At 76.0% G+C, this 14,040-nt stretch carries 8 protein-coding genes; 6 read left to right on the forward strand and 2 right to left on the reverse strand.

Annotated features, from left to right (window positions below; all coding sequences use genetic code 11):
* Positions 1–5 precede the first annotated feature (5 nt).
* Positions 6–533 (reverse strand): SUKH-3 domain-containing protein, encoded by a 528-nt coding sequence (locus ACGFSC_RS39700; RefSeq protein ID WP_359910060.1) that lies wholly within the window; start codon positions 531–533, stop codon positions 6–8.
* 60 nt (positions 534–593) lie between these two features.
* Complete coding sequence (locus ACGFSC_RS39705) at positions 594–1,055, reverse strand: YwqJ-related putative deaminase (protein ID WP_359910045.1); 462 nt, start codon at positions 1,053–1,055, stop codon at positions 594–596.
* A 366-nt stretch (positions 1,056–1,421) separates the two neighbouring features.
* On the opposite strand from ACGFSC_RS39705, the gene ACGFSC_RS39710 reads away from it, so the two are divergent.
* From ACGFSC_RS39710 to mfd, 6 genes are all read left to right on the forward strand, one after another.
* Positions 1,422–2,585 carry a Gfo/Idh/MocA family oxidoreductase gene (locus ACGFSC_RS39710; RefSeq protein WP_359910042.1) on the forward strand — a complete coding sequence of 388 codons (1,164 nt, stop codon included), beginning with the start codon at positions 1,422–1,424 and terminating at the stop codon, positions 2,583–2,585.
* Positions 2,582–3,745, forward strand: coding sequence for a DegT/DnrJ/EryC1/StrS family aminotransferase (locus tag ACGFSC_RS39715; protein ID WP_359910040.1), 1,164 nt, complete (start codon positions 2,582–2,584; stop codon positions 3,743–3,745). The genes ACGFSC_RS39710 and ACGFSC_RS39715 overlap by 4 nt, the downstream gene beginning before the upstream one ends.
* A 226-nt stretch (positions 3,746–3,971) precedes the next feature.
* Positions 3,972–4,973, forward strand: a complete 1,002-nt coding sequence (locus ACGFSC_RS39720; RefSeq protein ID WP_359910037.1) for an SMI1/KNR4 family protein — start codon at positions 3,972–3,974, stop codon at positions 4,971–4,973.
* An 85-nt stretch (positions 4,974–5,058) separates the two neighbouring features.
* A complete protein-coding gene (locus ACGFSC_RS39725) occupies positions 5,059–7,794 on the forward strand; it encodes an SUKH-4 family immunity protein (protein ID WP_359910034.1) in 2,736 nt (911 codons plus the stop codon).
* A gap of 265 nt (positions 7,795–8,059) precedes the next feature.
* A complete protein-coding gene (locus ACGFSC_RS39730) occupies positions 8,060–9,517 on the forward strand; it encodes a hypothetical protein (protein ID WP_359910031.1) in 1,458 nt (485 codons plus the stop codon).
* A gap of 786 nt (positions 9,518–10,303) precedes the next feature.
* A complete protein-coding gene (mfd, locus tag ACGFSC_RS39735; protein WP_359910028.1) occupies positions 10,304–13,957 on the forward strand; it encodes a transcription-repair coupling factor in 3,654 nt (1,217 codons plus the stop codon).
* Positions 13,958–14,040: the final 83 nt, after the last annotated feature.

Raw genomic sequence — 14,040 nt, forward strand, 5'->3', positions numbered from 1 at the left:
GGCCGTCAGTACTCCTCGGCGGTGCGCAGCCGCTCGGGGGCGGTGCCCAGGACGAGGGTGGAGATCGCCTGGTCGATGCCGTGGCCGAGGAACCACTCGCCGGTGTGGTCCAGGCTGTAGACCCGGCCCTCCTCGTCGACGGCCAGCAGCGCCTGCCCGTACGCCTCCTCGCCGAGCGGGGCCAGCCGGGTGCCCAGCGCCCGGCCCAGGTCGAGCAGGGTGCGCGGCTGGTGCAGCCCGCACAGCGGGTCGATCAGGAACGGGGTGCGGGCCAGCTGGCGGCCCGGGCCGGACAGGTCGAAGGCGAGGCCGCCGAACTCGGCCCAGGCCTCCACCGCCGCCGGGAACACCGCGTGCCGTACGCCGGCGGGCGCGCCGTACCCGGCCAGGGCGTCGGCCCACTCCTCGGCCTGCCGGATCTCCCAGCGGCCGGGGTGCCAGCCGGCCGCCTTGAGCTCGGCGGCGACGTCGGCGGGGAAGCGCGGGCGGGTCCGGGTGCCGGCGGGGGAGAGGGTGGCCGGTGGGGACGGGATCGGCGGGTTCAGGACGGACTCCAGGGCTGGGGGACGGGGGACGTGCCGGCGCTCGGCCGGTCAGTGCGCGGGCGGCCCGACGGCGACGCTGCGTACGGTGAAGTGCTCCAGCATCGGAGCGCAGGAGCGGCACGGCGGGGCGTGGCTGCCGTGCGCCGGGTCGTCCTCCTCGCGGATGCGCACGGTCGTCATCCGGGCGCCCTTGAGCGACTTCCGGGCCTCCTGCAGGGTCATCGGCTTGCGGGCGGCGCGCTTGGAGCGCCGGCCGTCGACCGCGGCCAGGTGCTGGGAGAGCAGGACGGCCTCCGGGCAGCGGCCGGTGAACCGCTCGCGGGCCTCCGCCGGCAGGGTGTCCAGGAAGTCGGCGACCAGGTGGTGCAGCACCGGGCGGCGCGGGTCCTTGTCGCCCGCCAGGGTGTGCACCTCGCCGCCCTTGAGCGACAGCGCGGCGGCGACGGCGGGCAGCAGGCTGTCGCGGTGGTGGCGCAGCACGGGCGGGCCCGCCGGCTCACCGGTGGTCATCCGTCGTCCTCCTCCTCGTAACCCGGCATCGGCCGGAGTGACCGGGCCGGTCCGGGGCAAGCCTGTCAAACGGTACTGACAACCGCACAACCGGGGTGCGGCGGCGTCCGGTGCCGCGGCCGGCCGGCCGGCGGTCGCCCGATGCCGGCCGAACGCGCACCCGCCCGTCACGACTTGTCCGCCGATCTACCGAAACGGCCCCCGGGCCCGGTGCCCGGCCGGTACCGTTCCGGCAGCGAGCCGAAGGGGACGCGGCCGACCGTGCGGACAGCCGCCGGCAGCCCGACTCCGGTGCCCGCGCCGGACGTTGAGGCCGCCGGGGAAGGCCTGTCGCCCGCCCCGGCGCTGAGCGAAGGGGCTCGTGCGATGACGTCGGAACCGCAGGACGAGCACTGGCAGACCGCCAACCAGGCACCCGGCGGACACGTGCCCGCACCGGACGAGCCGCCCCGGCCGGTGCCCGAACACCCGGTGGGGCTGGCCGTGGTCGGGGCCGGCTACTGGGGCCCGAAGCTGGTCCGCAACGCGCAGCACACCCCGGCGCTGCGGCTGCACTGGCTGTGCGACCTGGACGAGGCCAAGGCCCGGGCGGTGCTGGGGGAGTACAGCACCGTCGGGGTGACCGACAGCTACCGGCGGGTACTGGCGGACGGGCGGGTCGGCGCGGTCGCGGTGGCGACGCCGGCGGGCGCCCACTACGCGCTGGTGCGGGCGGCCCTGGAGGCCGGCAAGCACGTCCTGGTGGAGAAGCCGATCACCACCTCCGCCGCCGAGGCCGAGGAACTGGTCGACCTGGCCGAGCGGCGCGGGCTGGTGCTGATGTGCGACCACACCTTCTGCTACACCCCGGCGGTGCGGCGGATCCGCGAACTGGTCCACGGCGGGGACATCGGGGACGTCCAGTTCTTCGACTCGGTGCGGATCAACCTCGGCCTGGTGCAGCCGGACGTGGACGTGCTGTGGGACCTCGCCCCGCACGACCTGTCGATCCTGGACTTCGTGCTGCCGCCCGGGGTCGAGCCGGTCGGGGTGTCCGCCCAGGGCGCCGACCCGATCGGGGCCGGCCGCGCCTGCGTCGCCTACCTGACGGTCCGGCTCAGCAACGGCGCGCTGGCGCACTGCCACGTCAACTGGCTCTCCCCGACCAAGGTCCGCACCACGCTGATCGGCGGCTCGCGGCGCACCCTGGTCTGGGACGACCTCAACCCGCAGGCCCGGCTGGCCGTGCACGACCGCGGGGTCGACCTCACCCCGCCCGACCGGTTGACCGACGCGATCCGGCACCGGGCGCTGATCTCCTACCGGGTCGGCGAGATGGTCGCGCCCGCGCTGGTCGAGCAGGAGGCGCTGCGCAACGTGATGGCCGAGTTCGCGGCCGCCATCACCGAGGGCCGGGCCCCGCTCACCGACGGCCGGGCCGGGGTGCGGGTGCTGCAGCTGCTGGAGGCGGCCTCGCTCAGCCTCGAACTCGGCGGCGCCACCGTCCCGGTGGGCGCGGCGGCCCGGACCGGGGCGGAGGTCGCCCGGTGAGCGGGCCGGTGCGCCGGGGCGCGGCGCGGGATCCGGTGCGGGATCCGGTGCGGGAGGGCGTCCCGCTGGTCGATCTGGCGGCGGCGCACGCCGAGGTGGCGGACGAGGTGCGGGCCGGCTTCGACCGGGTGCTCGCCTCCGGAGCCTTCGTCAAGGGCCCCGAGGTGGCCGCCTTCGAGCGTGAGTACGCGGCCTTCGCCGGTGTCCGGCACTGCGTGGGCGCCGCCAACGGCACCGACGCCCTCGAACTGGCCCTGCGCGCCCTGGGCCTGCCGCCCGGCAGCGGGGTGGTGCTGCCCGCCAACACCTTCGTCGCCACCGCCGAGGCCGTGCTGCGGGCCGGGCTGCGCCCGGTGCTGGTCGACGCCGACCCGGAGTACCTGCTGATGGACCCGGAGCGGGCCGCCGCCGCGCTGCCCGGCGCGGCCGCGCTGCTGCCCGTCCACCTCTTCGGCCAACTCGCCCCGATGGGGCCGCTGCTGGCGGCGGCCGACGGACGGCCGGTGGTGGAGGACGCGGCGCAGTCCCAGGGCGCCCGCCAGCACGGGCGGAGCCGGTACGGGCGGATCGCGGCCACCAGCTTCTACCCGGGCAAGAACCTCGGCGCCTACGGCGACGCCGGGGCGGTGCTCACCGACGACGACGCCCTGGCCGACGCCGTCCGGCTGATCGGCGACCACGGCGCCCGCGGCCGGTACCGGCACGAACGGTTCGGCTTCAACTCCCGGCTGGACGCGCTGCAGGCCGTCGTGCTGCGCGCCAAGCTGCGCCGGCTGCCCGCCTGGAACGCCGCCCGCCGGGCCGCCGCCGCCCGCTACGACGAGCTGCTGGGCGGGCTGGACGGGATCGCCCTGCCCCGCACCGCGCCCGGCAACGAGCACGTCCGGCACCTGTACCCGGTACGGATCGGCCCCGGCCGGGACCGCGACGCGGTGCTGGCCGAACTGCACGCGGCCGGGATCGGCGCCGGGGTGCACTACCCGGTGCCGGTCCACCGGCAACCCGCGTTCCATCACCTCGGGCACCGCGAAGGGACGTTCCCGGTCGCCGAGCGGGCCGCCCGCGAACTGCTCAGCCTGCCGCTGCACCCCCACCTCACCGAGGCCGGGCAGCTGCGGGTGGCCGAGGCGCTGGCGCGGGCGCTGGGCGTGCGGTTGTGACCTCGGGGACGCTCCCCGGCGCGGCTCCGGGCGGGGGCCGGGCGGGGGCCGGGCAAGGCTTCGGGCGTGGTCCGGGCAGGGCTCCGGGCGAGGTCCCGGCCGTGCGCCGCCCCCGGGACCCGCCGTCGCTCCCCCGTCGTCCGCCTGACGGACGGGGGGTTGAAGGCAGGCCCTAGGCTGGTGCCCAGCAGGCACCGTATTTGCAGCAGCCAGTGGGGGCTCCCAGATGACGACAGGTCGGCCCGGCGTCGCCGCCGCACCGAACGCGGCGTACGCAGGTCAGGTGGTGCAGTTCCCGGACCCGGTCCGCGCGGAGCGGCACCCCGCCGGGGTCAGGGTGGACGAGTACGGCTTTCCGGACTTCGGCCCGTACGCCGCCGCCGCGGCCGAGGTGGCCGACCCGCCGGAGGGCTTCGGCGTGGACGAGCTGCGGCTGACCGACTACGTGTCGGCCAACGCCGCGCTCTACACCCAGGGCCACCCGCTCTGGGCCGACCTCTCGACCGCCGTCGCCACCCCGCCCGGCTGGACCTGGCACCACGCGGTCGGCCGGGCCGCCCCCGGCTGGCGGCGGATGGAGCTCGTGCCGGTCGAGGTCAAGGCGCTGCTGCGGCACCACGGCGGCCTGGCCACCTCCGCCGCCGACCACACCCGCCGCGGCACCCGCCCCCTGCAGGAGCGCCGGGCGGTGCACTTCTCGCTGGCCGGGGACGGCGGCGACCCGATCGGCGTCCCCGAGGACCTGGTGCAGCGCGCCGAGCAGCGCCTCGGCTACCGGCTGCCCGACGCCTACCGCACCTTCCTCAAGCTGGGCGGCGGCCGCACCCCGGTCGGCGTGGCGCTGGACACCGAGCTCGGACTGCTGCTCGACCAGCCCTTCCTGACGCTCACCGAGGAGTACGGCACCGCGGACGTCGTGTACGCCAACAAGTGCCTGCGCGACCACCTCACCAAGGACTACCTGGCCGTCGCCTACGCCCAGGGCGGCCTGGTCGCGCTCAAGGTGCGCGGCGAGCGGACCGGCTCGGTCTGGTTCCACCTGCACGACGACGCCCGCGACACCGGCGCCCCGGAGGCCCCGGAGGACCGCTGCGCCCGGCTGCTGCTGCCCTGCGGCGAGGACTTCGACGCCTTCCTGCTGAGGCTGGCGGGCAGCCCGCCGGAGCTGGAGACGGTCGCGGCGCTGATGGTGGACGGCGGGTTCGCCCGAGCCGTCCCGGTGGGCTGAGGCGCGTGGTCGCGGTGGTCTCGGTGGTCGCGGTGGTGTCGGTGGAACGGGGGACGAAGAGGATGCGGACAGGGGTGAACCGGGCGTGGTGACGTACGCGCAGGCGCAGGAGCTCGCCGAGGAGTGGATCAACGGCGGGGTGCCGCGCTCGCAGCAGCGCGAGGTGCGGGTCCGGGAGTTCGACCTGGGCTTCGTCTGCTGGGCGGTGGCGCCCGCGGGCCCGGCCGAGGGCACGGGTGGTGCGGGCGGCGGCACGGGGGAGGCACGGCTGGTGATCGCCCGGGACTCGGGCGCCAGCACGCTGTGGCCCGCGCTGCCCGTCAACGAGGTGGTCCGGCAGTACGAGGAGGTCTACGGGCGGCCGGTGGCGGCCAACCCGGCCGGGGCGGCGAAGCCCGCGCCCGGACCGGTGGAGGCCACCTCCTTCCTGCTCAGCCCGCCGCAGTGGCTCCAGGAGGCGGGGGCGGCGGCGCTCGCGGCGGAGGCGGAGCGGCTCGGGACGGCCCCGGCCGGGCCGCAGGGTGCCGAGGCCCCGGTCGCGGCCGCTGCTGCCGCTGCCACGCCCGTCGAGGAACTGCCCGTTCCGGCGCCGCAGCCCGTTCCCGCGCCGCAGCCCGTTCCCGCGCCGCTGCCCGCCCCGGCCGTGCTGACCGAGCCGCCGGTCTCCGGCCGGCCCGCCGGGGACGCGCCCACCATGCTCGCGCCGCCGCCCGGGCACGAGGAGCCGGTCGTCGCTCCGCAGCCCTCGCCGCAGCCGCAGGCCGTCGCGCCGGTGCCGCCGCCCGTGGCTCCGGTCGCGCCCGGTGTGCCTGGTGTTCCCGGTGTGCCGGGCCCGTCGGACGGGGCCGACGCCGCCACCGTCCTGATGCCCGAAGGGCTGCGGATCACCGGCTCGGACCTGCCCGAGCCCGCCGCGCCGGCGGGTGCCGAGGCCGCGACCATGCTGATGCCGCCGACGAGCGGCGGCCACGGCATGCCCCCGGTCCCGCCGTTCGCCGAGCCGCCGGTTGCCCCGCCCGCTCCGGCTGCCCCGGCCGCCCCGCCCGCTCCGGCTGCCCCGGTCGCCCCGCCGGCCCCGGCACCCGCCCCGGCCGCCGAGCCGGCGCCGACCCTGCTCGCCTCGCCGGACGCCATGCCCGGGCTGATGGGCCTGCCGGGTGCCCCGGCCGCCCCGCCCGCCGCCGTCCCGCAGGCGGAGCACGCCCCGACGATGCTGGCCCCGCCGGGCGGCATGCCCGGCCTCGCCGGCCTGCCCGGTGCCCCGGTCCCCGGCGCCCTGGAGGGCGCCGCGCCGCAGGGCGGACTCGGACGCGGTGCCGGCTCGGTCCCGCCGCCGCCCCCGCCGGCCGCGCTGCGCGGTGGCCCCGCCGGTGCCCCCGGTGCGGGCGCCGCCCCCGCCGGACTCGGACGCGGTGCGGGTTCGGGCCCGCCGCCGCCCCCGCCGGCCGGGCTGAAGCACACTCCGGGCTCCGGTACGCCCGTCGCCGCCCCGGCCGGTTCCGGCGGCCGCGGCGCCGCCTCCGCCCCGCCGCCTCCGCCGCCGGCGGGCCTGCGCGGTGGCGAGGCCCCGCCGGCCCCGCAGGGCGCGCCGTCCGCCGGCCCGCCCGCCTCCGGTACGGCGTACGAGGCGACCCAGCTGGCGGGCGCGATCGACCCGGCGCTGCTGGGCGGTCCGGCGGACCCGGGCACCCCGCCGTCCGGCGGTCCCGCCGTCCCGCCGCCGCCCGGCGGCCCGGCGGCCCCCGCCGCGCCCGCGGCCGGCTACGGCTACCCGAACACGGGCGGTGCCGCGGGGGTCGTCCCGCCGGTGGTGCCCGGTGCGCCGCAGGCCGCGCCGGTGCCCCCGGGGGTGCCCGCGGTCGGCCCGGGGTACTTCGCCGCGCTCAGCTACCGGGGCCCGGACGGCTCGGAGCAGAAGCTGCTGCACCGCAGCGAGCCCGGCACCCCGCACCCGGAGTGGAAGATCCTGCAGGACCTGCGCCGGCTCAACGTGCCGCCGGAGCAGGTGCTGGAGCTCTACACCGAGCTGGAGTCGTGCGACCTGCCGGGCGGCTACTGCAACCGCATGATCGCCGCGTCCTGGCCGAACGTCCGGCTCACCCACACCGCCCCGTACGGCCGCGACCACGCGTCCCGGCAGGCCGGGATGGCCGAGCTGCTCGACCACCTGGACGAGCTGCACCAGCTGGCGTCGGGCGCCCAGCGGGTCCGCCCGTTCCGGGTGCCGCCGCCCGCGCCCGGGACGGTCCAGGCGCTGCCGCCGCTCCCGCCGCAGCAGCTCGCCCAGGAGACCGGCGCCGCCTTCGGGCAGAACCTGTTCCGGTACGAGCAGCGCGCCGTCTCCCGCCAGGGCGTGCCCGAGCCGGTGTCCCAGACCCTGATGTGGGCCGGGCTGCCGCGCGACTTCGGGCCGTTCTTCTGGGCGCAGGCGCAGGAGGGCCGCCCGATTCCGACGCTCGCCGAGCTGGCCGCCGAGCGCGGCCTGGCCGCGGGCCCGGACTTCGGCGGCTACCTGGTGCTGGGCAACGACTACGGACGGCAGCTGTGCGTCCAGTACGGCACCGCGCACGTGGTGGCCGTGGACATCGATGGAACCGGTCAGCCGCCCCGGTTCGTCAACAGCGGTGTACCGGAGTTCGTCCGCTCGATGGCCCTGCTGGGCCGGATGTGGCGGCTGCGGTACGGGCTGACCCCGGACCAGGCCGGTCGCTGGACGACCGACTTCCAGGCCCAGCTCGCCGCGATCGACCCGGCGGCCCTGCAGAACGCGGACACCTGGTGGGCCGTGCTGCTGGAGCAGTTCTGGGACGGCCTGCTGTAGCGGACCGTCGCAGGTCCTCGCAGGTGGGAGGGGTCGTTCCGGTGTCCGGAACGGCCCTTCCGGCATGTCTCCACAGCTGTGCCTCGTTGGGGTTTCGCCCAGATCTGCGCAAAATAGGTCAAGAGGATGGGTCTATTCGTCTCGTCCTCGACATATTCCGGTCCGCACGACGACGGAATCCGGCCCGGGGCACCGAACCGGTTCCGGATCCGTCCGTTCCGTCCGATCATGGGCTCCGCAGCCCGCGAAACGAGGGGAAGAGCCCATGAGCGACGCCGTCCCCCAGTACGGCTTCACCCAGGCCCGCCGTGGCTACGTGCCCGAGCAGGTCGACCGAGCCCTCGCCGCCCTCACCGCGCAGCGTGACGAGGCGTGGGAACGGTTGAGCGTCCTGGGCGCCGGCATCCGGCAGATGGAGGCCCGGCTGGCCGACATCCGCCGGACTGCCGAGGAGGCCCCGGAACCCGACTACCAGGTACTCAGCGAGCAGGCCGCCGGACTGGCCGCGATGGCCGAGAACGAGGCGCGCGCCGTCCGGGAGAAGGCCGAGCGCTTCGCCGAGGACCTGCGGGACGAGGTCTACGAGGCGGGGCAGGCCGCCGACCGCGCCGCCAAGGAGTACAGCACCACGACCCGTACCGACGCGGACGCGGCCGCCCGCCGCACCGAGGAGCGGACCCGGGCCGAGGCCGAGGGCATCCGGTCCGACACCGACCGGGAGAGCCGTTCCGCCCGGGACACCGCGACCGCGTACGCCGCCAAGGTGCGGGTGGCCGCCGCCGAGGCCAGCGAGCAGGCCGAGGCCGAGCTGGCCGCCCGGCGCCGCAAGGCCGACGAGACCTTCGCCGCCGCCCAGGCCGCGGCCGACGCCGAGGACGCCGAGGTCTCGGCGACCGCCGAGCGCAAGGTCAAGGAGGCGGAGCAGCAGCGGGAGACGGTGCTGAACCGGATCAAGCAGCTGGAGACGGACGCCCAGGCCAAGGCCGACCAGCTGGTCGAGCAGGCCCGCCGGGAGGCCGAGAAGATCAACGCGGAGAGCGAGCGCGAGCAGCGCGAGTTCGACACCCGGCTGGAGACGGTGCAGCAGCACCTGGACCACATCAAGGCCACGCTGGCCTCGCTCACCGGGGCGGCGGTCGGCCAGATCGAGCCCGAGGTGGCGGCGGCCGCCGTCGCGGCCGCCCGGGCCGCCCAGGACTCCGTCGGGACCGTCGTGCCCGCCGCGCCCCCCGCGCCCCCCGCGCCGCGGGAGGCGGTCGCGGACGCGGTCGTCGACGCGGTCGTCGACGCCTCGCCGGTGGACTCGGAGGCGGACACCGGGGAGATCCCGGTGGCCGACCTGCGCAAGACCCTGACTCCCGCGGCTCCCGCCGGGGCCAAGGCCCCCGCCCGGGAGAGGTCGGCGACCGTGCTGCGGACGCCGGTGGTCGGCAGCAGCGCCACCAGGGCCATCGGCGGGCCCGTGGCGACCGGCCCGGTGCCGCCGAAGCCGGCCTCGCCGCCCGCCGAGGAGACGGTCGAGGGGACGGCCGGGGCCGAGGAAGCGGCCGAGGGAACGGCCCAGGGAACGGCCGAGGCGAAGGCGGTCGACGGGCCGGCCGCTGCCGGGAAGGGCGACGGGCGGTCCTCGGAGGCCGAGACCCGGATCGTTCCGAAGATCATCATCGTGGACGACGGCAGCGACTACGCGACCCCCCACACGGTGAGCTACAACCGCCGCTGACCGGCGCGTCCGACCACGCGCCGCGAAGGCCCCGACCGCCCGGTGAGAGGCGGTCGGGGCCTTCGCCGTGCCGGGCGCGCCCGGGCCGACGGGATGGGAGCGAGCCCGGGTCGACGGGCGGGCTTCGGGACAGGACGGCGGTCGACGGGGTGGGCCCCCGGGAACGAAAGAGGCCGAGACCCGTGGCGCCCTCCAGGAAAGGGCGCCACGGTTCCCGGCGCTTGGGCGGGCGCCCCCACCCAGGGCCGCCCGGCCTCGCACCTCCGACCCCCATCGGGGGTGCGACAGTGCCCTCCACAGCCATCCCCCACGGTTGGGTGCGGCGGGCACGTTCACCATGGTGCGCGATCTCCATGGACGGCCAGTGACAGGAGTATGTCCAGTTCGTGGCGGATGGCCGTGCCCCGTTCGGGCCGGCTCCCGGTTGGTTCGTCCACCGGCCGGTCCGGTGTTCCGTCCAGTCGTTCGTTCTCGGACGTGTTCCTGACAATCCGTGCGGGCGGCCGCGCGGATGCCCGGTGCTCCGGGTCCCCGGCCGACCCCGGCCGACCCCCTTTCGCCCCCTTTCACCCCCTTCCGGTCCCGGCGCGGCCCCAACGCGGCCCCGCCGCGGGTCCGGCACGGCCCCGGTCCGGCCTCGCCGAAGCCGTGGACCGCGTGCGCGTCCCTGCCGCGGCGTAGGCTGGAGACCCCCGGCCGCTCGGCGTGCCGGGCCGTTCGCGTTGCCCCGGCGGGCCTTCGCCGCCCCGGGGCAGCATCAGCCACGGGACGAAGAAGAGACCCCAGATGAGCCTGACCGGACTGCTCGATGTCGTCGCGCGGGACGCGGCGCTCGCCGAGGCGATCGAGGCGGCCACCGCCCCCGGAGCCGCGGCCGGTGGACGCCGCCACCTGGACCTGGTCGGACCGCCCGCCGCCCGGCCGTTCGCCATCGCCGCGCTGGCCCGCGCGCTCGCCGGGCAGGCCGCCGGGGACCGGGGCCGCCCGGTGCTCGCCGTCACCGCGACCGGCCGGGAGGCCGAGGACCTCGCGGCCTCGCTGCGCTCCCTGCTGCCCGTCGACGCCGTCGCCGAGTTCCCGGCCTGGGAGACCCTGCCGCACGAACGGCTGTCGCCCCGCTCGGACACCGTCGGGCGCCGGCTGGCCGTACTGCGCCGGATCGTGCACCCGCGGGCGGACGATCCGGCGGCCGGGCCGGTCCAGGTGGTGGTCGCCCCGGTCCGCTCGGTGCTCCAGCCGCAGGTCAAGGGGCTGGCCGAGCTGGAACCGGTGGCCGTCCGGCGCGGCGAGTCGTACGACCTGGGGGAGGTGGCCCGCCGGCTCTCCGCCGCCGCCTACGCGCGCGTCGAACTGGTCGAGAAGCGCGGCGAGTTCGCCGTCCGCGGCGGCATCCTGGACGTCTTCCCGCCGACCGAGGAGCACCCGCTGCGGGTGGAGTTCTGGGGCGACGAGGTCGAGGAGGTCCGCTACTTCAAGGTCGCCGACCAGCGCTCGCTGGAGATCGCCGAGCACGGCCTGTGGGCGCCGCCCTGCCGCGAGCTGCTGCTCACCGAGGAGGTGCGGGCCCGGGCCGCCGAGCTGTCCGCCGAGCACCCCGGGCTGGCCGAGATCCTGGACAGGATCGCCGAGGGCATCGCGGTCGAGGGCATGGAGTCGCTGGCGCCGGTGCTGGTGGACGACATGGAGCTGCTGGTCGACGTGCTGCCGCTCGGTTCGGTCGCGGTGGTCTGCGACCCCGAGCGGGTCCGCACCCGGGCCGCCGACCTGGTGGCGACCAGCCAGGAGTTCCTGCACGCCTCCTGGGTCGCGGCCGCGGCCGGCGGGGACCGCCCGATCGACCTGGAGACCATCGACGTCTCCGCCGCCTCGCTGCGCTCGCTCGCCGAGGTGCGCGAGCACGCCGCGGAGATCGGGCTGCCCTGGTGGTCCGTCAGCCCGTTCGCGACCAGCGAGTCGACCGTCGACGGCATCCCGGCCCGCGACGGAGTCGCCGGTTGGCACGGCGACGCCAACACGCTGACCCTCGGCATGCACGCCGTCGAGGCCTACCGGGGCGACACCGCCCGGGCGATCGCCGACGCCAAGGAGCGGCTGGCCGCCGACTGGCGGGTCGTCATGGTGACCGAGGGTCACGGCCCGGCCTCCCGGCTCGCCGAGGTGCTGGGCAACGAGGGCATCCCGGCCCGCCTGGTCGCCGACCTCGCCGAGGCGCCCACCCGGGACGTCGTCCACGTCTCCTGCGGCTCGATCGAGCACGGCTTCGTCGACGAGAACCTGAAGCTCACGGTCATCACCGAGACCGACCTGTCCGGCCAGAAGTCCTCCACCAAGGACATGCGCCGGATGCCCTCGCGCCGCCGCAACGCGATCGACCCGCTGGCGCTGGTGGCCGGCGACTACGTCGTCCACGAGGCGCACGGCGTCGGCAAGTACGTCGAGATGGTGCAGCGCACCGTCCAGGGCGCCACCCGCGAGTACCTGGTGCTGGAGTACGCCCCGGCCAAGCGCGGCCACCCCGGCGACCGGCTGTTCGTGCCGACCGACCAGCTCGACCAGGTCACCAAGTACGTCGGCGGCGAGGCCCCGACGCTGCACCGGCTCGGCGGTGCGGACTGGGCGAAGACCAAGCAGCGGGCCAAGAAGGCGGTCAAGGAGATCGCCGCCGACCTGATCAAGCTGTACTCGGCGCGGATGGCCGCCCCCGGCCACACCTTCGGCCCGGACACCCCGTGGCAGCGGGAGCTGGAGGACGCCTTCCCGTACGCGGAGACGCCGGACCAGCTGACCACCATCGCCGAGGTCAAGTCGGACATGGAGAAGTCCGTCCCGATGGACCGGCTGATCTGCGGCGACGTCGGCTACGGCAAGACCGAGATCGCCGTGCGGGCCGCGTTCAAGGCCGTGCAGGACGGCAAGCAGGTGGCGGTCCTGGTGCCGACCACGCTGCTGGTGCAGCAGCACTTCTCGACCTTCGCCGAGCGCTACGCGAACTTCCCGGTGAACGTGAAGGCGCTGTCCCGCTTCCAGACCGACACCGAGGCCAAGGCCGTGCTGGAGGGGCTGTTCGAGGGCTCGGTGGACGTCGTCATCGGCACCCACCGGCTGTTCTCCTCCGAGACCAGGTTCAAGGACCTCGGCCTGGTCATCGTCGACGAGGAGCAGCGCTTCGGCGTCGAGCACAAGGAGCAGCTGAAGAAGCTGCGCGCCAACGTGGACGTGCTCACCATGTCCGCGACCCCGATCCCGCGCACCCTGGAGATGGCGGTCACCGGCATCCGCGAGATGTCCACCATCACCACCCCGCCGGAGGAGCGGCACCCGGTGCTGACCTTCGTCGGGCCGTACGACGAGAAGCAGATCTCGGCCGCGATCCGGCGTGAACTCCTGCGCGAGGGCCAGGTGTTCTACATCCACAACCGGGTCGAGTCGATCGACAAGGCGGCCGCCCGGCTGAAGGACCTGGTGCCCGAGGCGCGGATCGCCACCGCGCACGGGCAGATGGGGGAGAACCAGCTGGAGAAGGTCGTCGTCGACTTCTGGGAGAAGGAGTTCGACGTCCTGGTGTCGACCACGATCGTGGAGTCCGGCATCGACATCTCCAACGCCAACACCCTGATCGTGGAGCGCGGCGACACCTTCGGCCTCTCCCAGCTGCACCAGCTGCGCGGCCGGGTCGGGCGAGGCCGCGAGCGCGGCTACGCGTACATGCTGTACCCGCCGGAGAAGCCGCTCACCGAGACCGCGCACGAGCGGCTGGCCACCATCGCCCAGCACACCGAGATGGGCGCCGGCATGTACGTCGCGATGAAGGACCTGGAGATCCGCGGCGCGGGCAACCTGCTCGGCGGCGAGCAGTCCGGGCACATCGCGGGCGTCGGCTTCGACCTCTACATGCGGATGGTCGGCGAGGCGGTGGCGGAGTTCCGCGAGTCGCTGGCGGGCGGCGGGGAGCCGGAGGAGGAGCCGCTGGAGGTGAAGATCGAGCTGCCGGTCGACGCCCACGTGCCGCACGACTACGCGCCCGGCGAGCGGCTGCGGCTGCAGGCGTACCGCTCGATCGCCGCGGTCAACTCGGAGGAGGACATCCAGCAGGTCCGGGACGAGCTGGTGGACCGCTACGGCAAGCTGCCCGAGCCGGTGGAGAACCTGCTGCTGGTCGCGGCGCTGCGGCTGTACGCCCGGCGGTGCGGGATCTCGGACATCACCCTCCAGGGCTCCAACGTCCGCTTCGGGCCGGTGGAGCTGCGGGAGTCCCAGCAGCTGCGGCTGAACCGGCTCTACCCGCGCAGCCAGGTGAAGGCGGCGGCCCAGCAGTTGTTGGTGCCGCGCCCGAGCACCGGGCGGATCGGCGGCAAGCCGCTGGTCGGTCGGGAACTGCTGGGCTGGTGCACCGAGTTCCTGTCGGCCATGTTCGACGACCTGGCGGGGGCGAAGAAGTAGGCATCCGGAGGGCCCCGCCCTCCAGGTGGTTCACGGCGGTCTCGGGCTCTGCCCCGGGGCCGCCGTTTCGTGTGGACGGGCGC

The organism is Kitasatospora sp. NPDC048715, assembly GCF_043198905.1.
GTDB classification, from domain to species: Bacteria; Actinomycetota; Actinomycetes; order Streptomycetales; family Streptomycetaceae; genus Kitasatospora; species Kitasatospora lactacystinica.

Coding starts and splice junctions, on each gene's coding strand:
- ACGFSC_RS39705 (WP_359910045.1), bottom strand. CDS start 1,055: ATGACCACCGGTGAGCCGGCGGGCCCGCCCGTGCTGCGCCACCACCGC.
- ACGFSC_RS39710 (WP_359910042.1), top strand. CDS start 1,422: ATGACGTCGGAACCGCAGGACGAGCACTGGCAGACCGCCAACCAGGCA.
- ACGFSC_RS39720 (WP_359910037.1), top strand. CDS start 3,972: ATGACGACAGGTCGGCCCGGCGTCGCCGCCGCACCGAACGCGGCGTAC.
- ACGFSC_RS39730 (WP_359910031.1), top strand. CDS start 8,060: ATGAGCGACGCCGTCCCCCAGTACGGCTTCACCCAGGCCCGCCGTGGC.
- mfd (WP_359910028.1), top strand. CDS start 10,304: ATGAGCCTGACCGGACTGCTCGATGTCGTCGCGCGGGACGCGGCGCTC.